This is a genomic window from Neobacillus vireti, from assembly GCF_036962345.1.
GTDB classification, from domain to species: Bacteria; Bacillota; Bacilli; order Bacillales; family Cytobacillaceae; genus Neobacillus; species Neobacillus vireti_A.
Window position 1 is genome coordinate 121478 of sequence record NZ_JBALNB010000011.1, and the last position, 24950, is coordinate 146427.

31 protein-coding genes are annotated in these 24950 nt (G+C 37.6%); 24 read left to right on the forward strand and 7 right to left on the reverse strand.

The features are described 5' to 3' along the window. Positions 1-53: 53 nt before the first annotated feature. The 3 genes from V7108_RS14210 to kapD all read left to right on the forward strand — a co-directional run bounded on the left by V7108_RS14210 (position 54) and on the right by kapD (position 1602). Positions 54-299: a hypothetical protein gene (locus V7108_RS14210; RefSeq protein WP_335568567.1), complete on the forward strand. Its 246-nt coding sequence runs from the start codon at positions 54-56 to the stop codon at positions 297-299. Between the two features lie 122 nt (positions 300-421). Next, on the forward strand, positions 422-805 hold the full coding sequence (locus V7108_RS14215; RefSeq protein ID WP_335517338.1) for a hotdog fold thioesterase: 384 nt from the start codon (positions 422-424) through the stop codon (positions 803-805). Positions 806-981: 176 nt separating this feature from the next. Continuing rightward, a complete protein-coding gene (gene kapD / locus V7108_RS14220; RefSeq protein WP_335517335.1) occupies positions 982-1602 on the forward strand; it encodes a 3'-5' exonuclease KapD in 621 nt (206 codons plus the stop codon). A gap of 37 nt (positions 1603-1639) precedes the next feature. On the opposite strand, the gene V7108_RS14225 is transcribed toward kapD, so the two are convergent. After that, positions 1640-2020 (reverse strand): kinase-associated lipoprotein B, encoded by a 381-nt coding sequence (locus V7108_RS14225; RefSeq protein WP_335568568.1) that lies wholly within the window; start codon positions 2018-2020, stop codon positions 1640-1642. Between the two features lie 98 nt (positions 2021-2118). On the opposite strand from V7108_RS14225, the gene V7108_RS14230 reads away from it, so the two are divergent. The 5 genes from V7108_RS14230 (at position 2119) to V7108_RS14250 (ending at position 5168) form a co-directional block, all read left to right on the forward strand. After that, on the forward strand, positions 2119-2862 hold the full coding sequence (locus tag V7108_RS14230; protein ID WP_335568569.1) for a peptidylprolyl isomerase: 744 nt from the start codon (positions 2119-2121) through the stop codon (positions 2860-2862). 86 nt (positions 2863-2948) lie between these two features. After that, a complete protein-coding gene (locus tag V7108_RS14235; protein WP_335568570.1) occupies positions 2949-3164 on the forward strand; it encodes a hypothetical protein in 216 nt (71 codons plus the stop codon). A 41-nt stretch (positions 3165-3205) separates the two neighbouring features. After that, entirely contained in the window at positions 3206-4402 is a 1197-nt protein-coding gene (locus V7108_RS14240) for an alanyl-tRNA editing protein (RefSeq protein WP_335568571.1), read from the forward strand. A 59-nt stretch (positions 4403-4461) separates the two neighbouring features. Further along, complete coding sequence (locus tag V7108_RS14245) at positions 4462-4839, forward strand: PH domain-containing protein (RefSeq protein WP_335568572.1); 378 nt, start codon at positions 4462-4464, stop codon at positions 4837-4839. A gap of 62 nt (positions 4840-4901) precedes the next feature. Next, positions 4902-5168, forward strand: a complete 267-nt coding sequence (locus tag V7108_RS14250; protein ID WP_335568573.1) for a DUF1871 family protein — start codon at positions 4902-4904, stop codon at positions 5166-5168. Positions 5169-5200: 32 nt separating this feature from the next. On the opposite strand, the gene V7108_RS14255 is transcribed toward V7108_RS14250, so the two are convergent. Together V7108_RS14255 and V7108_RS14260 are read right to left on the reverse strand one after the other, a co-directional pair. Beyond that, on the reverse strand, positions 5201-6025 hold the full coding sequence (locus V7108_RS14255; RefSeq protein ID WP_335568574.1) for an alpha/beta fold hydrolase: 825 nt from the start codon (positions 6023-6025) through the stop codon (positions 5201-5203). A gap of 202 nt (positions 6026-6227) precedes the next feature. After that, on the reverse strand, positions 6228-6443 hold the full coding sequence (locus V7108_RS14260) for a helix-turn-helix transcriptional regulator (RefSeq protein WP_335511549.1): 216 nt from the start codon (positions 6441-6443) through the stop codon (positions 6228-6230). 205 nt (positions 6444-6648) lie between these two features. Here V7108_RS14260 and yugI point away from each other — a divergent pair, with 205 nt between their 5' ends. The 3 genes from yugI to V7108_RS14275 all read left to right on the forward strand — a co-directional run bounded on the left by yugI (position 6649) and on the right by V7108_RS14275 (position 9708). Next, positions 6649-7053, forward strand: a complete 405-nt coding sequence (gene yugI / locus V7108_RS14265; protein ID WP_335511552.1) for a S1 domain-containing post-transcriptional regulator GSP13 — start codon at positions 6649-6651, stop codon at positions 7051-7053. A gap of 143 nt (positions 7054-7196) precedes the next feature. Then, positions 7197-8396, forward strand: coding sequence for an ornithine--oxo-acid transaminase (locus V7108_RS14270; protein ID WP_335568575.1), 1200 nt, complete (start codon positions 7197-7199; stop codon positions 8394-8396). A gap of 34 nt (positions 8397-8430) precedes the next feature. Then, positions 8431-9708, forward strand: a complete 1278-nt coding sequence (locus V7108_RS14275; RefSeq protein WP_420489194.1) for a Glu/Leu/Phe/Val family dehydrogenase — start codon at positions 8431-8433, stop codon at positions 9706-9708. 38 nt (positions 9709-9746) lie between these two features. Here the strand turns inward: V7108_RS14275 and V7108_RS14280 are convergent, their stop codons facing one another. Further along, the gene (locus V7108_RS14280) at positions 9747-9977 is read right to left on the reverse strand and encodes a DUF378 domain-containing protein (RefSeq protein ID WP_335568577.1); all 231 of its coding nucleotides are present in this window, start codon (positions 9975-9977) and stop codon (positions 9747-9749) included. A gap of 129 nt (positions 9978-10106) precedes the next feature. Here V7108_RS14280 and V7108_RS14285 point away from each other — a divergent pair, with 129 nt between their 5' ends. The 6 genes from V7108_RS14285 (at position 10107) to V7108_RS14310 (ending at position 16411) form a co-directional block, all read left to right on the forward strand. After that, a complete protein-coding gene (locus V7108_RS14285) occupies positions 10107-11270 on the forward strand; it encodes an iron-containing alcohol dehydrogenase (RefSeq protein WP_335568578.1) in 1164 nt (387 codons plus the stop codon). Between the two features lie 171 nt (positions 11271-11441). After that, entirely contained in the window at positions 11442-12788 is a 1347-nt protein-coding gene (locus V7108_RS14290; RefSeq protein WP_335511562.1) for a glucose-6-phosphate isomerase, read from the forward strand. Between the two features lie 95 nt (positions 12789-12883). Next, positions 12884-13282 carry a YugN-like family protein gene (locus V7108_RS14295; RefSeq protein WP_335511564.1) on the forward strand — a complete coding sequence of 133 codons (399 nt, stop codon included), beginning with the start codon at positions 12884-12886 and terminating at the stop codon, positions 13280-13282. Between the two features lie 344 nt (positions 13283-13626). After that, complete coding sequence (locus V7108_RS14300) at positions 13627-13791, forward strand: aspartyl-phosphate phosphatase Spo0E family protein (protein WP_335511566.1); 165 nt, start codon at positions 13627-13629, stop codon at positions 13789-13791. Positions 13792-13944: 153 nt separating this feature from the next. Further along, the gene (locus tag V7108_RS14305) at positions 13945-15618 is read left to right on the forward strand and encodes a DUF6044 family protein (RefSeq protein WP_335568579.1); all 1674 of its coding nucleotides are present in this window, start codon (positions 13945-13947) and stop codon (positions 15616-15618) included. A 166-nt stretch (positions 15619-15784) separates the two neighbouring features. Further along, positions 15785-16411, forward strand: a complete 627-nt coding sequence (locus V7108_RS14310) for a LysE family transporter (RefSeq protein WP_335511572.1) — start codon at positions 15785-15787, stop codon at positions 16409-16411. 47 nt (positions 16412-16458) lie between these two features. On the opposite strand, the gene V7108_RS14315 is transcribed toward V7108_RS14310, so the two are convergent. Both V7108_RS14315 and V7108_RS14320 read right to left on the reverse strand, forming a co-directional pair. Beyond that, positions 16459-17817 carry an amino acid permease gene (locus V7108_RS14315; protein ID WP_335511574.1) on the reverse strand — a complete coding sequence of 453 codons (1359 nt, stop codon included), beginning with the start codon at positions 17815-17817 and terminating at the stop codon, positions 16459-16461. Then, positions 17801-17974 carry a hypothetical protein gene (locus tag V7108_RS14320; protein ID WP_335511576.1) on the reverse strand — a complete coding sequence of 58 codons (174 nt, stop codon included), beginning with the start codon at positions 17972-17974 and terminating at the stop codon, positions 17801-17803. The genes V7108_RS14315 and V7108_RS14320 overlap by 17 nt, the downstream gene beginning before the upstream one ends. Before the next feature lie 224 nt (positions 17975-18198). On the opposite strand from V7108_RS14320, the gene V7108_RS14325 reads away from it, so the two are divergent. Further along, positions 18199-18954: a TraR/DksA C4-type zinc finger protein gene (locus tag V7108_RS14325; protein ID WP_335511578.1), complete on the forward strand. Its 756-nt coding sequence runs from the start codon at positions 18199-18201 to the stop codon at positions 18952-18954. A 78-nt stretch (positions 18955-19032) separates the two neighbouring features. On the opposite strand, the gene V7108_RS14330 is transcribed toward V7108_RS14325, so the two are convergent. Beyond that, the gene (locus V7108_RS14330; RefSeq protein WP_335568580.1) at positions 19033-19251 is read right to left on the reverse strand and encodes a YozQ family protein; all 219 of its coding nucleotides are present in this window, start codon (positions 19249-19251) and stop codon (positions 19033-19035) included. A 96-nt stretch (positions 19252-19347) separates the two neighbouring features. On the opposite strand from V7108_RS14330, the gene V7108_RS14335 reads away from it, so the two are divergent. The 6 genes from V7108_RS14335 to V7108_RS14360 all read left to right on the forward strand — a co-directional run bounded on the left by V7108_RS14335 (position 19348) and on the right by V7108_RS14360 (position 24943). Then, positions 19348-19488, forward strand: a complete 141-nt coding sequence (locus V7108_RS14335; RefSeq protein ID WP_335568581.1) for a hypothetical protein — start codon at positions 19348-19350, stop codon at positions 19486-19488. A gap of 23 nt (positions 19489-19511) precedes the next feature. Continuing rightward, the gene (locus V7108_RS14340; protein WP_335568582.1) at positions 19512-20396 is read left to right on the forward strand and encodes a cation diffusion facilitator family transporter; all 885 of its coding nucleotides are present in this window, start codon (positions 19512-19514) and stop codon (positions 20394-20396) included. A 210-nt stretch (positions 20397-20606) separates the two neighbouring features. Next, the gene (locus V7108_RS14345; protein ID WP_335511586.1) at positions 20607-21545 is read left to right on the forward strand and encodes a magnesium transporter CorA family protein; all 939 of its coding nucleotides are present in this window, start codon (positions 20607-20609) and stop codon (positions 21543-21545) included. A gap of 129 nt (positions 21546-21674) precedes the next feature. Continuing rightward, on the forward strand, positions 21675-22136 hold the full coding sequence (locus tag V7108_RS14350; protein ID WP_335568583.1) for a hypothetical protein: 462 nt from the start codon (positions 21675-21677) through the stop codon (positions 22134-22136). 173 nt (positions 22137-22309) lie between these two features. Further along, entirely contained in the window at positions 22310-23575 is a 1266-nt protein-coding gene (locus V7108_RS14355; protein WP_335511590.1) for a S8 family peptidase, read from the forward strand. Positions 23576-23716: 141 nt separating this feature from the next. Further along, entirely contained in the window at positions 23717-24943 is a 1227-nt protein-coding gene (locus V7108_RS14360; protein WP_335568584.1) for a helix-turn-helix domain-containing protein, read from the forward strand. Positions 24944-24950: the final 7 nt, after the last annotated feature.

Genomic DNA, 24950 nt, shown 5'->3' on the forward strand with positions numbered 1-24950 from the left:
TTCGCATATGAAATAGTGTAGGCAAGTATAGAGATTAAAAGGAGGTTTGTTGGATGTATCAATATAGAAGTCCGTATCCAGTTGGGGGTCAGAGATTTATTGGTTTTGGGCTGCCGTTTCTAGGCGGTCTAGTGGGAGGACTATTAGGAAGTGCTTTATTTTATCCTCGGCCATTTTATGGAGCTGGATTTGGAGCTGGATTTGGAGCCCCTGGAATTGGTTACCCTGGAATTGGTTATCCTGGATTCGGTTATGGTGGATTCGGTTATCCTGGATTTGGAGCCCCTGGTTTTTATTAAAATGGTAAAAAACAGCTGTAAAGGCTGTTTTTTCTTTTTTTACTACATATAAGAGGATATTTTAACTAAAAAAAGAATATATAGATGGACATTTACCATAGATAATTTTGAAGGGAGAAAAAATGATAAAAAACACATTAATTGATACTTTAGGAATTAAAATTACTCATAGTGAACCGGGGAAAGTAATTGCAACAATGCCCGTAGATGAGAGAACACGCCAGCCATTTGGTTTGTTACATGGCGGGGCATCGGTTGCCTTGGCGGAAACGGTGGCAAGTGTTGGTGCATTTGAATTAGTCGATAAAGAAACTGAGGGTGCTGCTGGTCTTGAAATAAACGCCAACCATGTCCGTCCAGTTACCGAAGGATTGGTTACAGCGGTTGGGACAATTCTGCATCAGGGGAAAACAACCATGGTTTGGGACATCAAAATAACGGATGAGCAAGACCGGCTCGTTTGTGTTTCAAGGTGTACAATGGCAGTGATAAAATTGAAGAGGTAGCTTTTTAAAAAAGATGGGAGTATTCCATCTTTTTTTTGCTCTAATTGAAAAAATATTTAAAAAATTTATGTCAATTTCGTGATATAATATAAGAAATATAGAGAATTAGTACAATACTTTGTACAGGTTTCTTTATATAATGGTAGTAAGAAAAGTTTAAAAAAGGTGGTGAGAGAATGAAGGAAAAGAGACAAACTATCTTTATTGATTTTGAATTTACAATGCCTGAACGAAACGTCCGAATGAAAGATTTTTTTGCAGAAATTATCGAGGTTGGACTCGTTGCAGTTGTTGACGATCAAATTACAGAGCAATTCTCATCCTATGTAACACCACTTAAATTTCCGATTCTTTCTGAACGCTGCAAATCATTCTTACATATTTCACAGCAGCAGGTCGACCAAGGAATTTCATTCTATGAACTGATCCGAAAATTGGGAGAGTTCAATAATGAATATGAAACTACCATTGTCACCTGGGGAAATATGGATATGAAGGTTCTTCGGCACAATTGTTTAGAGGCTGGTGTGGCATTCCCCTTTAAAGCAGCTGAGTTAGATTTATCCATGGAATATAAACGGTTTTTTGGGGATCAAAATCAAACAGGATTATGGAAAGCAGTTCAAGAATATGGGAAGGAAGGTACAGGAAGACATCACCGGGCACTGGATGATGCGCTGACTACCTTTAACATATTCAGACTTGTTGAAAAGGATAAACGTTATTTAGAAAAGCCAAAGCCTACAACGATTGGTGACCGCATTGATTTTTCAAAACTATTAAATGAATTTGCATAAAAGGCCAAATCATTCAATCTGATTTGGCCTTAACTATTTATTTGAAATAATCTTTTTCTAGAGAAGCAAGGCTTTTTAAACTCATTTCAGCCCAAGGGGTTGCATGTTCTGTTAATTCATTTTTCATTTTTTCAACTGCTTGTTTTAATGACTCACGATAGTCCGGCACCTCATCATGAAAAGGCTTTACCATTTGCTTTGGAATATTGGTCTGCTCCCTGAAGGAAAGTGCTTTTCTTTCATGAAAAATAAGGACATCCGCATCTTTTGGATTATGTAAATCACCTTGCATGGGGTGTTTCACAACAGCTAATACCCTGACTAAGTAATGCTGCGGACGAACTTCGGTTATTTCCCCAATATATTTTCCTGTTTTATAAATTCCGGTAACAATTTGGCCAATCTGGAATTCTGACATTACGTTCCCTCCACTCTACTATCCTTCTTTTATTATATAAAAAACTATGTGCAAAAAACAAAAATATCGGTTAAATTAATTAAATGGAGGGATGATAAATGAGAAAGAAATTGCAACTTTTGCTCATAATACTACTAATTGGGGTACTTGTCTTAACTGGATGTGGGACAAGCAAGGAGAAAGAGGAAACAGGATCTAACAGTTCTGCTCCAAACACTGAGGAAAAGGAAGGGAGCGATCAAGTGGAAAACGCAGTTTATCCCCAACTTTCAAAGGAAGTCTCAGAAAATGAGAAGCTTGTTGAAATGGAAACGACCATGGGCAATATAAAAATTAAGTTATTTCCAGAATATGCTCCAAAAGCAGTAGAAAATTTTGTGACGCATGGTGAAGAAGGGTATTACGATGGACTAATTTTTCATCGTGTCATTAATGACTTTATGATTCAGGGCGGCGACCCAAATGGTGACGGAACCGGTGGAGAAAGCATTTATGGAAAGCCATTTGAGGATGAATTCTCAAATAATCTTTATAACTTACGTGGAGCATTATCAATGGCTAATTCTGGTGCAAACACAAATGGAAGCCAGTTCTTTATCGTTCAGAAAAAATCTGTAGACCCAGCAATGAAAACAGAAATGGAGAAAGCTGAATTTCCAAAAGAGATTATTGAAGCATATGAGGAACAAGGAGGCACACCTTGGCTTGACCGTCGTCATACCGTATTTGGCCAGGTAATTGAAGGAATGGATATTGTAGATAAAATCGCTGAGACTCCTGTAGACGCTAAGGATAAACCAGAAGAAGATGTGTTAATTAAAGGTTTCAAGGTATTGCAGTAACCTGGGGATTTAATCAATGGCAGGAAACTTTTTTTGTTGCTATAATTAAACTTTAGTAACATTCCTTTAAAGAAAGGGAGAAAATGATGTTTCAGCCATATGTATTATCGTTATTTTTATATTTTCCTGAGGATAAATCTGAATATGGACCAGCTGCAGTAACGTTTATTATCTTTATGATTGGTGCCATATTAACAATGCGCTTTATTATCAAGGTTTCAAAGCGGGAAGCAAAAAAAGCAAAAGAACTTGAAGAAAAAGTAATGTCTCAACATAATAGTCAAGGAAACAGTGAACATTAAGCTGTTTCTTTTTTTTACCAATAAAAACTAGGAGTAAAAATATGGGGAAAAAATTATTCTATCAAGATCCTTACATAAAATCTTTCACAGCACATATCGTAACAAAAGGGAAAGACGAAAAAGGGAATGACTATGTTGTGTTAGATCAAACTGCATTCTATCCTACAGGCGGCGGACAGCCCCACGATGCGGGGACGATTGAAAATATTAATGTTCTGAATGTTGAAGAAGTGGAGGGAGAAATCCGCCACTACCTCGAAAGTGACCTAGATGATTCCACGTCTTCGGTGGATGGAATAATTGATTGGGAAAGAAGATTTGATCATATGCAACAGCATACAGGACAGCATATTCTTTCTGCTGCATTTGATAACCTTTTCAACTACAAGACGGTAGGGTTCCATTTAGGCAATGAAATACTCACCATTGATTTAGATACCGAAAGCCTCACGGAAACAGAAGCTGAAAAAGCTGAACAACTGGCGAACCAAATTGTTTTAGAGAATGTATTGATCGAAGTAAAATGGGTTACAGAAGAAGAAGCAGCGAATTATCCTTTAAGAAAAGAAACAAAAGTGAAAGAGGATATAAGGCTGGTGATTATTCCGGATTTTGATTATAACGGCTGTGGCGGAACACATCCGAAAGCTACTGGGGAAGTCCAGGCAATCAAGATCTTGGATTGGGAAAAGCAAAAGAAAAAGACCAGACTACAATTTGTTTGTGGAAATCGAGTGATTAAACAGCTTAATCAAAAAAATAAGGTGCTTATGGAACTCACCCAACTGCTTAATTCACCTGAACAGGAGATGGAAAAAAGTGTTGTTCGCCTTCTAGAGAAGGTGAAAAGTACAGAGAAAGAATTAGAACAAACGGTTGAAAAAATTCTTTATTTTGAAGCCAGAAGCTTACTAAATAGTTCAATGGGAAAAAGTGTTGTAAGTGAAGTGTTTCAAAACAGAAGTGTTCAAGAACTCCAAAAATTAGCCAGGATCATCATTAATGAAGATGACAATGTTATTTGTTTATTAGTATCTCAAAATGAAAGCAGACTGCAGCTAGTCTGTGCGAAAGCCTCAGCGGATGGGATAAGTATGAAAAAAATAGCAGCAAATGCCCTGACTATGATAAATGGTAAAGGTGGGGGCAGTCATTCTTTTGCGCAGGGTGGTGGAGAAGCCCTCGTTTCAGCTGACCAAATGCTGCAACATTTATTGGAGTTAGTACAAGGTGAATAAAAATAATTACAGGCAAAAGTAATATAATAAAATATTAAGCTAGAAAGGGTGGTGGGATCATGGGATTTTTTGATGGAATGATGGGCAATGCGGCAGAGGTAAATCCAGCAGAAGCCCAAAGAGAATTCGCTAGAATCCTTGCTGTGGACGAAAGAATTGAAAAAGCGTATAAATTAATTAGAGATCTATTTATATTTACGAATAAGCGGCTAATTTTAGTGGACAAGCAGGGATTGACTGGAAGGAAAGTGGAGTATCATTCTATTCCGTATAAAAGTATAACTCATTTTAGTATTGAGACGGCTGGAAGCTTTGATTTGGATGCAGAATTAAAAATCTGGATTTCAGGTAATGCGCTCCCCCTTCAAAAACAATTTAACAAGAACTTAAATATATATGAGCTTCAAACAGTACTAGCCGAATACGTTCTTAAATAGAAATGCAGAATGTTGGTGGCTTCTTGTGATAGACATATAAAAATAGGAGAGGAGAGAAGGATATGGAAAGTGAAAGGAATACGAATCTGCAATTTGTGGATGTATTAAACGAATGGGATCCCTTCCAGTTAAAAGGGGATAGCCAGTATGATACAGAAATTGCCGATACGATTCAGGCCATTCATGAGTTAGACAGCCCTGAAGATTTAGCGGAAAGAATTCAGAGTATCTATGAATTTTCCTTTGAAAAAAACATCCCAATGAATCAATGCCTTACAGTGGCAAAGCAGCTTTTAGCAATTAAGGAAAACGATTCCTGTACTATTTAAAACGACAGCACAAGAATGCTGTCGTTTTTTTTTTAAGCCAAAAATTGTTTGATATGCTGAAATACATCCTCAGGCCGTTCCTCTGGGACTAAATGACCGGTTTCTTCTAGGATAACAAGCTCTGATTTTCTTAAATCAGTACTTAACCGCTTGCCTACGGTCAGTGGGACAACCTTGTCATGTTCTCCCCATATTAACAAACAGGGATGAGTAATTTGGTTCAGCACGCTAGTTGAGAGGTCGCCTTCATGGTCCCGAATCATTCTTGTTAACGCCAAGAAAATTTCATCCTTTAAAAAAGGTTGTAAATAGCCAAATAGCATTTCGTCACTGATTAACGAATGGTCATGAACGACATTCTGAAGATTTTGCACAACACCTGACCGGGCAAGATAAAACTTTACGTATAAATGGAAATAAGGAATGTAACTTCCGATAATTAAAGGGAGTTTTGATCGTTTTGAATAAGAAGAACTGCATAGCAGAACGGCTTTTTCCGCAATATCCGGTTGCTGATTTAAGATATTTAGAACAATTTGCCCGCCCATGGAATGGCCGATTAGAGTAATCTCCTTTAAACCTAGTAATGAAATGAGCTGAATAACCGTTTGGGCAAGATTTCTATAAGAATAAATAAATTTATTGCTTTTCCCGCTCTTACCAAAGGGAGGAAGGTCAATCGACAGGACTTGAAACTCTTTGTTTAAATAAGGAATTAACCGTCGATAGCTAAAAGTGGAGGAAAGGAATCCATGAAGCAGTACGAGAGTCTTATTAGAATCAGAATTTGGATAGAATTCATAATAAATATCAATATTATTGACGAGCTGATTACGATAAAAGACTTTTTCTTCCACGCTTTTTTACCCACCTTTTATAGATATGTTCGTGATAATAATTTCTCCAGCATATTCATATTTCACACTAGCTTTTCGATTTTTTTCAAAAAAAAGAGGACACACCACATTAGGTTGTCCACTTCAAAAAGGGGGGAATACTAGAAAGCTTATACTTTTATGATTTCCCGTTTTTGATTGATGTATACAACAAATATAAAAATTAAGTGTGCTGATCAAGTTGGTCTAATGATAGTTCAGAAGCAGGGATATCGAGAACAGTAGATAATTTTAAAAGTGTTTGAGTGCTTGGGATTTGTTCACCAGATTCATATTTATCGATTGTATGAATCCCTACCCTTATTTTTTGTGCCAGTTCCTCTTTTGTCATTTTTAAATGTTCCCGATACATTTTAATTGTATTGCCAATTGTGTTCATTTGGTTCACCTCTCCTACTCAGACATTATCTCAGATTTATTTTAACATAAATTTCTTTTTTCTAGAAAAAAACCTATTTGAATGTTATGTTAACGTTTTCAATTATTTTGTAAGGAAAACCCTTTTGATTATATGTTTACAATGTGCTATAATTTCTTATTGCGTATATAAAAGATAAAATAATTTATTTCATAGGAGTGTTTTCATGACAGAAAAATTCGAAACTGGAAGTATTGTAACAGGAAAAGTAACCGGTATTCAACCATATGGAGCGTTCATCGCATTAGACGAAAATACACAAGGACTTGTGCATATTTCAGAAATTACACATGGCTATGTTAAAGATATCAATGAGCATCTTAAAGTCGGAGATGAAGTTCAAGTAAAAGTATTATCCATTGATGAAAATGCAGGAAAAATTGGTTTATCCATCCGTGCAACAGAAGAAGCACCTGTTCAACAGGCTATTGCTAAACCAAAAAAACCTCGTAAGCGTCAAGCAGCTGCTATTGTTCCTGAAGTTGAAGGACAACAAGGATTTAACACATTGAAAGATAAACTTCAAGAGTGGATTGACCAATCACAGCGCGAAGACCTAATCAAGAAATAAGTAAATGATAAAAAACCTAGTGCCATGCTAATAGCGGGTAGTAGGTTTTTTTTTATATTTTTATCGATAGTGTTCATTCTTTTTGCTACCTCGGCTACAATAGGTATATACATAATTAGCCTTTGAAACGGGGGAAAAATAGTATGGCTGCAGAAAAGAAAACAGGGGAAATCATTCAACAAACTGAGAAATACGGGGCACATAATTATCATCCACTACCTATTGTTATTTCACAGGCTGAAGGGGTTTGGGTAGAAGACCCTGAAGGCAATCGATATATGGATATGTTAAGTGCATATTCTGCAGTAAACCAGGGGCATCGCCATCCAAAGATTATACAAGCCCTAAAAGATCAAGCAGATAAGGTAACGCTGACTTCCCGTGCTTTTCATAATGATCAATTAGGTCCATGGTATGAGAAGATTTGCAAATTAGCAAAAAAGGAAATGGCACTTCCAATGAATACTGGTGCTGAGGCAGTAGAAACAGCATTTAAAGCTGCGCGCCGCTGGTCTTATGATGTCAAGGGTGTTGCTGAAAACCAAGCCGAAATTATCGCATGTATGGGGAATTTTCATGGCAGGACCATGACGGCAGTTTCCTTGTCATCTGAAGCAGAATACAAACGAGGTTTCGGACCCTTGCTGCCGGGGATAAAACTAATTCCTTACGGAGATTTAAAAGCTTTAAAAGCAGCCATTTCACCCAATACTGCAGCCTTTTTAATTGAACCTATTCAAGGGGAGGCTGGAATTATTATTCCTCCTGAAGGTTTTATAAAAGCTGCTTTTGACCTATGTAAAGAAAACAACATTCTCTTTATTGCGGATGAAATCCAAGCAGGGTTAGCTCGGACTGGAAAAATGTTTGCGTGTGAGTGGGAAGGAATTGAGCCGGATATGTATATCCTTGGGAAGGCACTTGGCGGCGGTGTATTCCCCATTTCATGTGTCTTGGCAAACGAAGATATCTTAGGTGTATTCAATCCGGGATCTCACGGCTCCACGTTTGGAGGAAATCCATTGGCGTGCGCCGTATCCATTGCTGCTCTGGATGTTCTAATGGACGAAAAGCTTGCGGAAAACTCATTGGAATTAGGTAAATATTTTCTAAGCAAACTAAAGGATATTCAAAACCCAAGAATAAAGGAAATAAGAGGCCGTGGATTGTTCATCGGAGTTGAATTGACAGAACCTGCTCGTAAATATTGCGAAGAATTAAAGGAACTAGGGCTTCTTTGTAAGGAAACGCATGAAACAGTCATTCGGTTCGCTCCTCCTCTTATCATTACAAGAGAAGAACTAGATTGGGCAATGGAACGAATTCACAAGGTGCTTGGTTAAATGAAAAAACTGGGGTGTCAAAATGGGGGATAATATGGATAGAAGCGGTGCAGGGGATAACAATAAAGAAACAGAAACGTTAAATCTCCTTACATCCACACAAGTTGTTATTCAAGATGTTTTGAAAAGGCTTGGGCTTCCCCAAGGAGTGTTCGAAATATTGAAGGAGCCATTAAGAATGCTGGATGTCAGGATTCCTGTTCGTATGGACGATGGCTCAGTGAAGGTATTTAGCGGTTTTAGGGCACAACATAATGATTCAGTAGGACCGACCATTGGCGGTATCCGATTTCATCCTAAAACAAATAGCGATGAGGTAAAGGCATTAGCGATGTGGATGAGCATGAAATGTGGAATTGCTGATATTCCTTTTGGTGGAGGAAAGGGTGGGATAATCTGTAATCCACGAGCCCTTTCTTTTGGTGAACTGGAACGCTTAAGCCGTGGTTATGTTCGTGCTATTAGCCAAATTGTGGGTCCAACGAAAGATATTCCGGCACCGGATATGTATACAAATTCACAGATTATGGGCTGGATGATGGATGAATACAGTCGTCTCCGTAAATTCGACTCTCCAGGTTTTATTACAGGGAAGCCGCTTGTCCTTGGGGGCTCAGAAGGAAGGGAAGAAGCAGGAGCATTGGGAGCTGCTATTTGTATCGAAGAAGCTGCAAAAATAAAAGGACTCCCTCTAAAGGGGGCGCGTGTAGTTATACAAGGATTTGGTAACGCAGGCAGCTTCATTGCAAAGTTTATGCAGCAATCAGGAGCCATTGTCGTTGGAATATCAGATGTATATGGAGCACTTTACAACCCGGATGGCTTAAATATCGACTATTTACTTAGTCGTCGTGATAGTTTTGGAACGGTAACGTCTATGTTTGACGGAACCATTACCAATGAGGAATTACTTGAACAAGAATGTGATATTCTTGTTCCGGCAGCGGTCTCCAATCAAATTACAGCCTTAAATGCCCAAAATATTAGGGCAAAGATTGTGGTAGAGGCAGCCAATGGTCCTACAACCATAGAGGGGACAAGGATTCTTTCTGAGCGCGGCATATTGCTTGTTCCAGATGTTTTGGCTGGTTCAGGAGGTGTGACTGTTTCTTATTTTGAATGGGTTCAAAATAAGCAGGGATATTATTGGGATGAAGAAGAGGTCAAGAATAAATTACGAAAAAAAATGACCAAGGCATTTCAACAAGTATATGAAATCTCTCAAATTACGAATGTAAATATGCGTATCGCCGCCTATACGGTCGGTGTAAAAAAACTGATTGAAGCTTCCCAATTTAGGGGTTGGATATAAAAAATCCTTGCAAATGGATTGCAAGGATTTTTTTTTCTTTAACGTGTAGTTTCTGTTTGAGGTTCTCTAACATGTGCCTCGTTTGGTTTGAAGAGTAATCCGAGATTTAGAAGTCCACATATTCCTACTAAACCATAAATAATTCTAGAAAGAGCTGTATTATCGCCAAAGATTGCTGCAACTAAATTAAACTGAAAGAAACCAATTAGTCCCCAATTAATCGCACCAATGATGGTTAGTATTAGGGCAATTCTCTGAATTGTACTCAAACTGCATTCCTCCTATCAATTTTTACATTTATAGATTGCTTAAAATGAGGGATAAATATTCATTCACATATCCTTTGCAAAAAATAATTTTTTCGACAATAATGATGTATGGAAAGGATGGTGCCAAATATGCAAAATTTTACCTTTTGGAATCCGACAAAATTGATTTTTGGAAAAGACCAGCTTGATCAACTAAAAAATGAAATTCCTCGTTATGGGAAGAAAGTGTTAGTCGTTTATGGCGGCGGGAGTATTAAACGAAGCGGTCTATATGACAAAGTAATTCACTTGCTAAATGAGATCGGTGCTAAAGTGTATGAGCTACCTGGAGTCGAACCAAACCCTCGAATCACAACGGCCCGTAAAGGGGTAGAAATCTGCAAAAAAGAAGGAATTGATTTGCTTTTAGCGGTTGGCGGCGGAAGTGTGATTGATTGTACCAAATTAATTGCAGCCGGAGCTAAGTATGATGGCGATGCATGGGATTTGGTTATTAAAAAAGCTGGGGTAAAAGATGCCCTTCCATTTGGAACCGTTTTGACCCTGGCGGCCACCGGATCAGAAATGAACTCAGGTTCTGTTATTACGAATTGGGAAACAAATGAAAAGTATGGATGGGGAAGTCCATTTACTTTTCCAAAATTCTCTATTTTAGATCCTGTGCATACTTTTTCCGTTCCAAGGGATCAAACCATATACGGAATCGTTGATATGATGTCACATGTACTGGAGCATTATTTTCACTTGGATGAAAATACATTATTTCAGGATCGTATGTGTGAATCATTACTGATTACCGTAATGGAAACCGCACCTAAATTACTTGAAAATCTTGAAAGCTATGAACATCGAGCAACGATCCTTTATAGTGGAACAATGGCCTTAAACGGAATCTTAAATATGGGGTACCGCGGGGACTGGGCCACTCATAATCTCGAACATGCAGTTTCAGCTGTTTATGATATCCCGCATGGAGGAGGTCTTGCAATACTATTTCCACACTGGATGAAGCATAACCTAAAAGTAAAGCCAGAGCGATTTAAACAGCTTGCCGTCAGAGTGTTTGGTGTAGACCCTGAAGGTAAGAGTGCAGAAGAAGCTGGACTTGAAGGAATAGCAAAATTACGTGAGTATTGGAATCGTATCGGAGCACCCTCACGTTTAGCAGACTATGATATTGATGACAGTAAAATTGAGTTGATGGCAGATAAGGCAATGATTTATGGTGAATTCGGAAACTTTACGAAATTAAATAGAGAAGATGTTTTGGCGATTTATCGTGAATCATTGTAACACAACGAAAACGAGCATATTATGTATGCTCGTTTCATTTTTCGACAAATTTAGAACAATGTAAAAAATTTGACGAAAATGGGCACGCTTACAATGGGAGACGATTCTTGATTATCTGTCCAGCATTGGTTAAAGTGAGTAATGAAAATAAAATATTGGAGGATTGCATTCATGACACACATACGTTTTGATTATTCAAAAGCGTTAGCCTTTTTTGCAGAGCATGAAATTACATATTTGCGAGACGCTGTTAAGGTGGCACACCATTCCCTGCATGAGCAGACGGGAGCAGGTAGTGATTTCTTGGGATGGATTGACCTTCCTACAAACTATGATAAAGAAGAGTTTTCACGTATTAAAAAAGCGGCTGATAAAATAAAATCTGATTCTGATGTACTGCTAGTGATTGGGATTGGCGGCTCATATTTAGGAGCAAGGGCTGCGATTGAAATGTTACAGCACAGCTTTTATAATGCTCTTCCAAAAGAAAAGCGGAATACCCCGCAAATTATTTTTGTTGGCAATAACATCAGCTCCACGTATATGAGAGATGTTATGGATCTTCTGGATGGAAAAGACTTCTCTGTTAATGTTATTTCGAAGTCAGGTACAACAACGGAACCAGCGATTGCTTTTAGAATTTTCCGTAAGATGCTTGAGGAAAAATACGGTGCAGAAGAAGCACGTAAGAGAATTTATGCGACAACAGATGCAGAGAGAGGTGCTCTGAAGACATTAGCTAATGAAGAAGGCTATGAATCTTTTGTTATTGCTGATGATATTGGCGGCAGGTACTCAGTATTAACAGCAGTTGGCTTACTTCCAATTGCTGTAAGCGGTGCTGACATTGATACCATGATGCAAGGTGCGGCAAAAGCACAAGAAGACTTCAGCCATTCAGAGCTTGAAGAAAATCCTGCATATCAATATGCTGCTGTTCGAAATGCACTTTATAATAAAGGGAAAACAATTGAGATGTTAATCAATTATGAGCCTGGACTTCAATATTTTTCTGAATGGTGGAAGCAATTGTTTGGAGAGAGTGAAGGTAAGGACCAAAAAGGAATTTATCCTTCATCAGCAAACTTCTCAACAGATCTCCATTCACTTGGACAATATGTACAAGAAGGTCGCCGTGATTTATTCGAAACAGTAATAAAGGTGGAAAATCCACGCCATGAATTAACGATTGAAGGTGCAGAAAGTGATTTAGATGGTTTAAATTATCTTGCTGGACAAACGGTTGACTTCGTGAATAATAAAGCATTCCAAGGAACTATGCTTGCCCATACAGATGGCGGAGTACCGAACCTAATCGTATCGATTCCGAAAATGGATGAATATACATTCGGCTATCTTGTCTATTTCTTTGAAAAGGCATGTGCAATGAGCGGGTACTTATTAGGCGTCAACCCATTTGATCAGCCTGGTGTAGAGGCTTACAAGGTAAATATGTTTGCATTGTTAGGTAAACCAGGATTCGAAGAAAAGAAGGCCGAACTCGAAAAAAGACTTTAAATCATAAATAAAAAGGTAGAGTACGAAAATCAGTACTCTACTTTTTATTATTTTTGGGGAAACTAATAAATAATGACGAAAAGGGGGCGAAAAGTTTGATTGAAATTCCATCAAGTGTAGAAGGTAAGCAATTTGATTTGTATAAGCTGGAACAAAAATTAAAGCCAATCGGGTATTCCATAGGCGGTAACTGGGATTATGACCATGGATACTTCGATTACAAACTAAATGACGAAGAAGGTTATCAGTATCTAAGACTTCCATTCACAGCCATAGATGGCCAACTGGACGTACGCAACTGTACGGTTCAGCTTGGACGTCCATTCTTATTGTCACATCAGTATCAAATCGGCCTAGATGACCATATTGGTGAAGCTGGCACCTTAAATCAGTTCTCAGAACCAGTGGATAAGGATGCAAGTTTTCCTGATCAATTTATTGAAACAGGAAAGACCCTAGTAAAAGAACTTGAATCGATACTGAGTTCCATTTGACTTTCTTTGGTATGAGACTGATAACCAAGTTAAGTCAGACCGGTCCTAAGTCGAGGCAACTTCGGACACAAGGTAACAAAATAACTTCAGTCCTGTCTGAAGTCAAGGCAACTTCGGACACAAGGTAACAAAATTAAGTCAGTCCTGTCCGAGGTCAAGGCAACTTCTGACACAAGGTAACAAAATAACTACAGCCCTGTCCGAAGTCAAGGTAAAATTGTAATAGTATAATGTTCACGAAAGATACAATTATTTTTTGTAAATATGCTTGTCTTATCGTGAAAAATTACTTAAATTTAGGTTAATAATATAAATATGTTATTAATAAGAAAAGGGGTTAAGCGATGGAAACAAGCATGAACTATTTGTTATCTAATATTGAAAAAGTCAGGATTGAAATGATTGATCTAGCACGACAATATGGATATTCAAATCCAAATGTTGTTCAATGCAGCCAAAAGCTCGATCTCCTTTTAAACGTATACGAAAATAAACAAATAAAGCATTAATGAAATAAGAAGAACGAACCTTCCTTAATTAGGCGGAAGGTTTTTTATTTTGTATGCACTTAAAACAGCAAAAAAGGAATAATTTCCATTATAGATGCAAACTTTATTAAACGAAGCAAGTTATGGAAGAAGGTTCTTACGAGGTGTAAACAAGTGGTAAACGATACGAAAAAAAGTTCAAGACTAATTATTTTTGCCTTGCTTATTATTGCTTTATATCTTTCCCCACTCTTTATTCTTCAAGAAAATGCTCATATTCGTGTTCATGATAACTTGGACTCAAATTTGGCCTGGTATAAAGTTCTTGCCAGAAGCGGTAAAATGTTTGGAGATGTCAATGCGGTAATCCCCCAAATGATTAACGGGGTGCCTAGGAATACATTTGGAACAGAATTTAGTATTATCGTTTGGCTCTATGCGCTGTTTCCCACTATGATTGCTTATGGGATTAGTCAGGCAATCACGAGGGTTTCGGCCTTTATAGGAATGTATTTGCTATTAAAAAAGCATTTTCTTCCTAATGAAAAGTGGATTTTTTTACAAGTTGGTACAGCACTTGCCTTTGCTTTAACTCCCTTTTGGCCCTCTGGAATGCTTAGTACTCTTGGTATGCCGCTTGCATTATGGGCCTTCCTTAATATTCGCAATGGAGAAGGTACTAAGAAAGATTATCTTGTTCTTGCCCTGCTCCCTTTTTACGCTAGTATTGTATTAGGTTTTTTCTTTTTTTTAAGTGCAATGGGAATCTTTTGGCTTGTGGATGTGATCCGGGGTAAAGGGTGGAATCTTCGATTTTTATTTTCGATTGCTTTTATGACAATGATTTTTATGATAGTAGAATACCGTTTAGTTTATTCCTTTTTATTCTCAACAGAATTAAATAGCCGTGACGAATATTTTCACGCATACTTACCATTTTGGAGAGCGGTCCGGTTAACATTCAAAAATTATGTATTTGGTCATACACATGTGATGACTGTACACGGTCTATTTATTTTACCTATAACATTAATTGCTTTTTATTTTGTTTTCTCTAAAAAACAGTGGAAACAAGAAAAACTTTTCGTATTTTTATTCACATTAAATTTCTTCTTATCTCTTTGGTATGCTTTTTGGTTTTATAAGGGATGGTTACCTTTAACGAAAAAATTTCATTTTATGGATACCTTCAATTTTGCCCGGTTTCACTTTTTAAGACCTCTTGTCATCTATGCTAGTTTTGCACTGGCATTAAGAATACTTTGGCAGCAAGGGCTTAGCTGGGCGAGGACTGCCCAATGTTTTGCTATCCTGCAAATTCTTTTATTGTTCTTATTTAATGATGAAATTATCTATCAAAAGAAACCAACCGTAAGAGAATTTTACGCAGAGGAATTATTTTCAGAGATAAAAGAGCATATTGGACAAGACCCAGAAAACTACAGGGTGGCTAGTATTGGCATTCATCCTGCCGTCCCCCAGTATAATGGCTTTTACACATTAGATACCTATAATAACTTTTACCCCCTAACCTATAAGCACAGATTCAGGAAAATGATTGAATCTGAATTAGCGAAAAATAAAACCATTCGCAAATATTTCGATCAATGGGGTGGACGTTGTTATATTTTTACGGCCGAGCTGGGAAAAAAGTATATGATCAAGAAGGATTCTAAGAGGAAATTAAAAAACTTGGAATTAAATACTACTGTGTTTAAGGAAATGGGAGGACAGTTTATATTATCAGCTCTTCCCATTACCAATGCAGAGGAAATACACCTTACTCTTGATAAAGTTTTTGAATCGAAAAACTCTGTATGGAAAATTTACTTATACAAAACTATGTAAAACACCGGGGGTAAATACAGATGATTGAACTAGAGACCAATTAATACCTTAAAAGAGCCTTCCTTTTTAAAAGATGGCTCTTTTTTAATAAAAAAGTGGTACAAACCCTCTCACCTGAATAAAAATTGATAGACGGGCTTCAATTTCGATTCAGGGAGAGATTAGAATGAATGTATTTTTAAGTTATATTTTGTTGGGATTGTCGCTGGCTGCTCCTATAGGGCCTATTAATGCAGCGCAAATCGATAAGGGGATACGGCATGGCTTTATGCATTCATGGCTTATTGGAGTAGGTGCGGTTGCAGCAGATGGGGTTTATATGTTAATAGTCTATTTTGGGGTTGTACACTTCCTTGAAATCCCCTTCATGAAAACATTTTTATGGCTTTTCGGTTGTTTTGTTTTAATTTATACAGGAATAGAGACCATGCTCTCTGCAAATAAAGTGAAAGTTGGAGAGCAAAGGAAGGCAGAACCATTGATCAAATCATTTTTATCTGGTTTCTTTATGTCCATCTCTAATCCGTTGACCATATTATTCTGGCTTGGTATATATGGATCAGTACTGGCGAAGACAGCAGCCACGTATGAAACGGCACAGTTAGTTCTCTATAGCAGTGCTATCTTTATTGGATTGCTTATTTGGGATTTTACCATGGCAGGAATTTCGAGTAATTTCCGAAAGTATTTAACTTCAAAGCTGCTGATTGGGATATCACTCTTATCAGGTATATCGTTAATTGGTTTTGGAATTTACTTTGGCTTTCAAGCCTTTAACGTTTTATTTGGTTAATTGGATAATTAAAAAAGCCAGCAAATTATTCGCTGGCAATGGGTAGTTTAAGCAGTTGGCCAAGGGCTGAGTACCTTCCCTTTTTTCTTTTTCTTTTTCCATTTGAGGTTCATTATGAGGGTAATGCAGCCTATAATCCCAATGAATCCCAGGCTGATAAAGAAGCCGGGCCGGCTTGTTTTATGAAATAATGTTCCACTGACGGCAATGAGGATTAACAAAATACCGATTGAATATTTTATTTTATCCTTCGCAGTCACCTCTAATAATTTCCATGATGAGGCTAAGATAAAAATCCAGTTATATAGAAGCATTAGCCCCGCAGCGGTTGTAATATACTCATAAACATGTCCTGGCATTAACAAGGCAGAAACAATCGAGAGGGATATTCCTAATACAGTAATAAGCAACGTTGGAATAGGTACTTTTAGTTTCCCTTGTCTGCAGAAAATTCCAGGTGCATCCCCTTCTTCAGAGAGGGTAACAAGAATGCTTGTTACTGCAAAAAGGGAGGCAACCATGGTCGAAAAACCAGCAATAATTAACGCCCCATTAAATAGATGGGGGATAAATGTTAAATCGTAATTATCTAATGCATTAACAAACGGACTTTTCTCGCCATTGAACTTATTCCAAGGGACCATTAACACAGCCAGTCCAATAGAAATAATATAGATAACCATTAGCGTAAACAACATCACTTTACCAGCCTTTGGAGCCTCTTTAGGGTTTTTTAATTGTGTAGCCATTAAACCTAATATCTCAATCCCCCCAAAGGCATAAAAGGCAAAGATGACTCCAGACCACAAACCTAAAACACCATGCGGTATTAAATCCTTTTGGCTAGTTGGATATTGAATAGGTCTGTCTCCATCAATCACTCCAAAAATAGCCAATAGTGCAATGATAACAAACATTAAAATTGCTGCTATCTTTAATATGGCAAGAACATTTTCTAATTTATTTAAGACACTCACACCAATTAGGACGACAACAAGACCGAGAAGAGCATAGAAACCAGCAAATACCCATAATGGAACCTTAGGGAACCAAAATCGTGAAAAAATTGAAAGTGCAGTCATTTGACTTCCCATAATTAGTACCTCTGCCACCCAATAGACCCAGCCGCTGCTAAAGCCAGCCCATCTTCCAAAGGCTTTCTTTGCATAAGAACGAAAGCCGCCCTTAAGCGGATCCTGCACCGTCATCTTTGCAAGAGCATCAAAGACGAAATAGGTTCCGGCTGCTGCAAAGATAAAGGCGATTAAAATGGCAGGTCCAGTCATTTTGATGGCTATACTAGACCCCAAGAAAAAACCGGTCCCAATTGTACAGCCAATCCCAAACAACGAAAGCTGCCACCACTTCATATCATTACTTTCTTCTCCATTACTCGATTTTACCATTTATGTTTCTCCCTGTAGCTCCTACAGCTTTATCCGTGTTTTCTTGGTTGTTATATTCTGGGTCATTTATTCCAGGTGGTTGATTGGAACCGCCTAGGTACGGGCTCTGATGTTCCTGTTGTTCCTTTTTGAATTTATTAAAATTTTGATTTACCATTGTTATCCCCTCTTTTCCTTTCAAGTGCCTTTCTATATGTTAAGATACGCCCTCTCAAAAAACTTATTCAATCTGTTCATATGTGCAATTTAGGTTTTTGTTGGCATCCTTAAATTCATTACATAATCGGCGGCGAAATCAATGAAAATAAAAGGGTACTAAATAAAGTTGAAATCATTAAATGGGCGATATAGATAACCAATAAGCCTTGAAAGGGGTTTACGATGTTAACGACAGAGCAGCTTGCTGGTTTTCGGTTGCAATTACTAAAGGAAAAAGAGGAAATAGAAGAACGACTTGAACAAAATGATCATTATGGTTTTGATCGAGCACATTACCATGAATCGATGGGTGAATTATCGAGTTATGATAACCACCCAGCAGATGAGGCTACGGATTTATACGAACGTGAAAAAGATCTTGCACTAAATCAACACACAGACTTGCAGTTATTAAATATTAATAAAGCACTTGAAGCAATGGAAAATGGGACATATGGAAAGTGTGAAGTTTGCGGGCAGGAAATCTCTTATGAACGATTAGAAGCGTTGCCAAATACCACCTATTGTAAAGAACACAGTCCGGATCAAGTGGTTTCACATGATCGTCCGATTGAAGAGGGGGTATTAATGCCACCGTTTGGGAAGTTTGATATGGATTCCAAGGATGAAAATGTTGCCTTCGATGCGGAGGACTCCTGGCAGACAGTGGCGCAATGGGGTACATCCGATACACCTTCTGATTTGGCATTCCCGCAGGAGCATTACAACGATGTTAGTAATGAGCCAGATGAAAATGAGGGGTATGTTGAGGACTTCGAAAATTTCGTTGGGAATGATATGTATGGTAACAATATTACAGTTTACCCAAATTCACAACATGAACGCTACGAAGAGCAACTGGATGAGGAAGGAATCATGACAAGCTTTGGTGACTTACCGGCATATGAACATGATCCATATGTAGACGACGATAAGTAAAAAGAAAACAGCTTTCGTTTGGAAAGCTGTTTTCTCTGATTTTACTTGTCCAGCTTCAGCCTAGGCGCTTACGCTTTTCTATTCATTTCTGTATGGCTTTTGGGCTATTGGGAGATCCTTTGCGTTTAAATCGTCATCCGTTGTTGGATCTATAGTACCCTCCATATAGCTATCACTTGCCTGTTCATGTGTGGTCGATAGGCCAGTAGCGATAACGTCGTTCTTCTGATAATCACTTGTTTCGTAAATCCTTCCAGCGAGATCCGTACTGTTTTTAGCAGAATTTTTTTTATCCATGCTGTTGCACTCTCCTTTAATTTAATGGGTACAACCGTATTTTCTACTTATTATTAAAGGATTACTCATACAAAAAACTTAATGGAGCTGATGATGATGAATAAAGAAAATTATCCTACAAGGGAACAATTGGATGAAGCCTTTCACTTTTTACATGACGCGATTAACAGGATTTCAGTAGAAGAGGAAGAAGAGATGATGGTGGAGGAAACTGGAAATAATCAAATAAAGAAATAGATATTTTGAGGTGGAGAAGGCAGATGAGGGAATCCTTAGCAAAGAAAATTGCTTGGATAAGTGTTGTCAGTAATATCCTCTTAACAGTAGGGAAACTTTTCATAGGCTGGTATGGGAATAGTGACGCTGTTTTTGCAGATGGAATTCATTCTGCTGCAGATGTTTTTGCTTCAGTGATTGTCTTACTTGTCATAAAAATTGCCAATAAGCCGGCTGATCAAGAACACCCATATGGTCATGGAAAAGCAGAGGTCATTGTTTCCGGTATTGTGGGTATTTTACTATTTCTTGTTTCCATATATGTTATGTATGAAGGAATCGCTGGTTTCTTCCATGAAGTAGCAACACCCAGCCTTTTAGCGATGTGGGTAGCGATTATTTCATATGTTACAAAGATTATTTTGTACCGTTCATCATTAAAGGTGGCAAATGAGCATAATAGTAAGGCAATTGAAGCTATTGCCTTTGACCATAAGGCGGATATTGTGGCTTCAATTGCTGCAGCAATCGGAGTATTTCTATCCATCCTCGGTGAACGCTTTGATATTTTTATTTTGCATTACGGAGACAAAGCAGCAAGTATATTTGTAGCCTATTTAATTTTTAAAATCTCAAAGGAAATGTTAACAGAGGCTTTCGATATTTTACTTGAACGGAATATTGACGCTGCTACATTACAAGCATACATTACTATTGTAAATGAATTTCCGGAGGTTAAAAGAATTGATCGAATCAGGGCGAGGGAACTTGGTCATTATGTTGTAGTGGATTTACGAATATCTATTGACCACTTTAAGACAATTAAGGAGGGACATGATCTTGCCAAATTAATCAAGGGAAGAATGATGGAACAATACGATAACATAGAAGAGGTATTAATCCACTTAAACCCTTATTTTCCTGAATAAAAACTTGGATTGTACTTTTTTATATTTCGGTTTATGATAATGGAGTACTTTATGTTTAAGGAGTTGATATTTTTGAGTTATGCAATAGACCCGGACCCTAGCCATAGGCGCGGGGAAGTCAGTGTTATCTTTGAATTGGATTCTTCAGGAATATCAGCTCTTTTAAGGTAGTATGGCTTCCTCGAACAAAGTGAGTGAGGAGGTTTTATTATGTTGGAGATTTATAAAAGCACAGAAACAAAAGTACTTGAACAGGTAGATACGATTTCAAAAGGCTGCTGGGTGAATATGTATGCCCCAACAGAGGAAGAAGTGAATCGAGTAGCGGATGAAGCAAACATCTACGTTGACTTTATAAAAGACGCACTTGATGATGAAGAACGCCCAAGGATTGAACGGGAAGATGGGCAAGTATACATCATCGTGGACTACCCATATATTACTCATGATGATGCAGGTTTCCCAATCTATGAGACCATTCCTATTGGGATTGTGCTAACAGATGAATGTATCATAACGGTATCCTTAAAGGATACTCCTATTTTAGAAGTTTTTAAGAATAATAAAATAAAAGAGTTTTTCACTTTTAAAAAGAATCGATTTGCTTTGCAAATTTTGGCTATTATTACATCTTATTACTTAAGATATCTGAAACAAATTAATAAAAAAACAAATGAAATCGAACGTGGACTTCATCAATCAATGAAAAACAAAGAATTGTATGCGTTACTTGCTTTAGAAAAGAGTCTTGTCTATTTCATGACCTCCCTTAAATCAAATAAAGTAGTTTTGGATAAAATTCTTCGGTTCAGTTATATCAAAATGTACGAGGAAGATAAGGATTTATTAGAAGATGTGATGATTGAAAAAATCCAGGCGATTGAAATGGCGGAGACGTACAGCTCGATTCTCAGCGGGATGATGGACGCATTTGCTTCGATTATTTCCAATAATGTAAATATCGTCATGAAATTTTTAACATCATTCACGATTATCTTATCCTTCCCAACGATTGTGTTTAGCTTTTATGGGATGAATGTAGATTTACCGCTGCAAAATAGTCACCATGCATTTTGGATTTCTATTATTGTTGCTACTATTTTATCCACGTTAACAGCACTAATTTTTTGGAAAAAGAAATATTTCTAGCTAAAAAATCCGTCATTTCATAGAGATGATGGATTTTTTATGCCCTTTTTTTAATAAAATGGACAGACATATAAGCAAGTTTTTATTACAGCTATACACTATACCAAAAGGATGAAAGGGGGGATGACGATGGGAGTTGTTTGTTTATGTGGCGTACGTGTAGGACTTGATGGAGTTGCAGCCGTACGTGAAAATCAAGAGGTAACATTTGTAGGTGAATCAGGAACTCGTAGAGGAACCTTAACATATACTGCTGATGTTTGCTCTCAGGATCTTGAATCATCATTTGTTACAATAACTTTTGATCAGACAAGTAGTGAAACGCCAGATAGAAGTTTCACTGAAACTTCAACATCGATTACTTCTGTTACCTGTAACCAAGAAGGGGTAAACTGTGTAATTACTGTAATGGGGACAATGAATGTTAATGGGGTTACTCGTACATTCACTGCTGTGTTCCGGGATACTAATAACCCAAATGCGATGGACGATGTTCAAAGTTTTGTTATTACAGGGTTCTTCAGTCAACAGGGTGCATCACCAGTGCCGGGAGGTTCAATTGTGAACCAAGGCTGTCAAGAAACTGTTTGATCATGAAATGTGAAAAAATAGGAGGCTCTGAAGGTAATCTTCAGGGTCATTTTTGATTTTTGAAAAAATTTCCCAACTTTTCTAGGTAAATTTTCATTTTTATATTCAGAAAATTGAGAATAAAATGGAAAAACAGGTACAAGCCTGAAGTTTAGAAGTAGGGGAGAATGTGGATGAAAAAGAGAAAAGTTGTAGGAGCGTCAATACTTAGCTTTGTCATGGGGGTATCCATGTTTGCAACAGGTGCCTTCGGTCAACAGCCAAACAGTCAGGGGGAGGCCATCCGAGTTATCATTCAAGGGCCGACCGTTGATAAGGAACAAGCAAAGAAGAACGTCGGGATTCGATGGGATTTTGGGTCAGATGGGTTTACTACAACGGTCAACGGCAAGCAATACCAAGCATTATTGAAAAACAAAAATTTAACGATTGAAAGAGTAGAGGAAGTACAGTTAGCACCAAACTCTGAAGCTGCGGCAAAGCCAGGCGGTTCAACAAAATCAGGCCCAAGCGATCAAACACCATGGGGAATTCAAGCCATATACAATGATTCTGCCATTCAAACCACTTCAGGAGGCAATGGAATAAAAGTTGCTGTACTTGATACGGGGGCAAATACAAATCATACTGATTTAACCAATCGGGTAGAGCAATGTAAGGATTTTACACAAAATAAGTCGCCGCTCATTAATGGAAGTTGTTCTGATGGCAATGGTCATGGTACACATGTTGCAGGTACTGTACTTGCTGACGGCGGCAGCAATGGACAAGGTATTTATGGGGTGGCACCAGAGGCTGGCCTTTGGGCATATAAAGTGCTAAACAACCGTGGATCTGGTTATTCAGATGATATTGCATCTGCAATTCGTACAGCAGCAGACGAGGCAGTGAGAACAGGATCAAAAGTAATTATTTCAATGTCGTTAGGGTCAAGCGCTAAAGATTCCCTGATTTCAAGTGCAGTTGATTATGCCTATGGTAAAGGGGTATTAGTGATAGCTGCAGCTGGAAATGATGGGCCTTCAAGCAATACAATCGGCTATCCTGGTGCATTAGTCAATGCTGTAGCCGTAGCTGCGTTAGAAGATGTTCAGCAAAACGGTACTTATCGTGTAGCTGACTTCTCTTCACGAGGCAATCCAGCAACGGATGGGGACTTTGTGATTCAAGAACGTGATGTAGAGGTTTCTGCACCTGGCAGAGCAATCGAGTCTACTTGGCATGATGGTTCTTATAACACAATTAGCGGGACTTCTATGGCTACACCGCATGTTTCTGGACTAGCTGCAAAGATTTGGGCAGCTAACATGAATATGACAAATATTCAGCTGCGGGCAGAGCTTCAAAATAGGGCTAAGCTATATGATATTAACGGTGGAACAGGTGCAGCCATTGGTGATGATTATGCTTCAGGCTTTGGTTTCCCAAGAGTAAAATAATAGACAAAGAGCCATCTGGTTTTAGCAGATGGCTTTTAGATTTTCAATTTTAATATTTTTGAAATAGTCTGAACAAATAGGTGGAAGAGGTGATAATATTGGTATAAAATAGGAGAAAGGAAGAGCTTCTAGGGGTGTGAGATGATGGAATTTGGACCATTAATAAAATTCTACAGGACACAAAAAGGGATCACACAAAAAGAACTTGCTGCTGGAATTTGCTCGATCCCTCATTTAAGTAAAATTGAAAATAACTCAAAGGATGCTAACGAAGAAACTATTTCCTTATTACTTGAAAGGTTGGAAGTCAGCTTTGAAGAAATGGAGGAAAAGGAAGAGTTAATTAAAATCTTATTAAAGGACTTTGCCGAGAAGATTAATTTTTATTTACGAGAAGAAATTGAGGGAATCTATCAAAAACTCCAGATAATGGAGCATGTAATCCCTTTTTCTGCACATATGTATACATACGAATTATATAAGTATCGTTATCTATTATTCAAGGGGTTACTTACAGAGGCAGAAGCACAACGAGATATATTACAGAAACAAAGAAAAAATTTTTCCCAACATGAGAGTTATTTATTTCGATATTATAATGCTGTATTCTTAATATTAAAAGGTCAGTATAAAAAAGCAGATGCGATTTTCGATGAATTATTTGTAGAAAACAACAATGAATCTGTAAATGGCGAATTTCTTTACCACTGGACATTGGTAAAAAGTTCACTGGATCAGCCTGGTCATGCTATCCACTTTGGCAGGCAGGCACTTCAAATCTTTATGAATCAACATAATTTCTATCGGATTCTCCATACGTTGATGGTCTTAGGTATTAACTATTCTCGTTCTAGTATTTACGAGGAAGCACAGGTCTGTTTTAACCATTTGATACGGAATGCTGAACTGCTTAAGGAAGAAGGAATGCTTCCACAAATCTATCATAATATGGGCTACTTACAGGATAGAATGAACAACGTAAAGGATGCGTTAATGTATTATGAAAAAAGTCTATCTTTACAGCCTATAAAAAACCAGGATTACTGTATAACTTTATATGCAGTTGGCGTAATTTATTATAATTTAAATATAACAGAAAAGGCAAAGGAATGTTTTTTTCTTGTCAAATCTCTTGCCAATGAGATTATGGGAGTGAAAAAACAAATACTTCTGTCTAATTTTTATCTCATTTATATGGAATCACCTGATAGAGCAATGAAATTCTTAGAAGTTAAGGTAATTCCTTATTTAGAAAGTGCCAGAGAACATATGGACGATTTAAGCCGATATTATAAACTGCTATCAGAGCATTACAATCAAAATGGAAAGCACATGGAAGCATTAAATTATCTATCAAAAATTTTTTGAGGAGGAA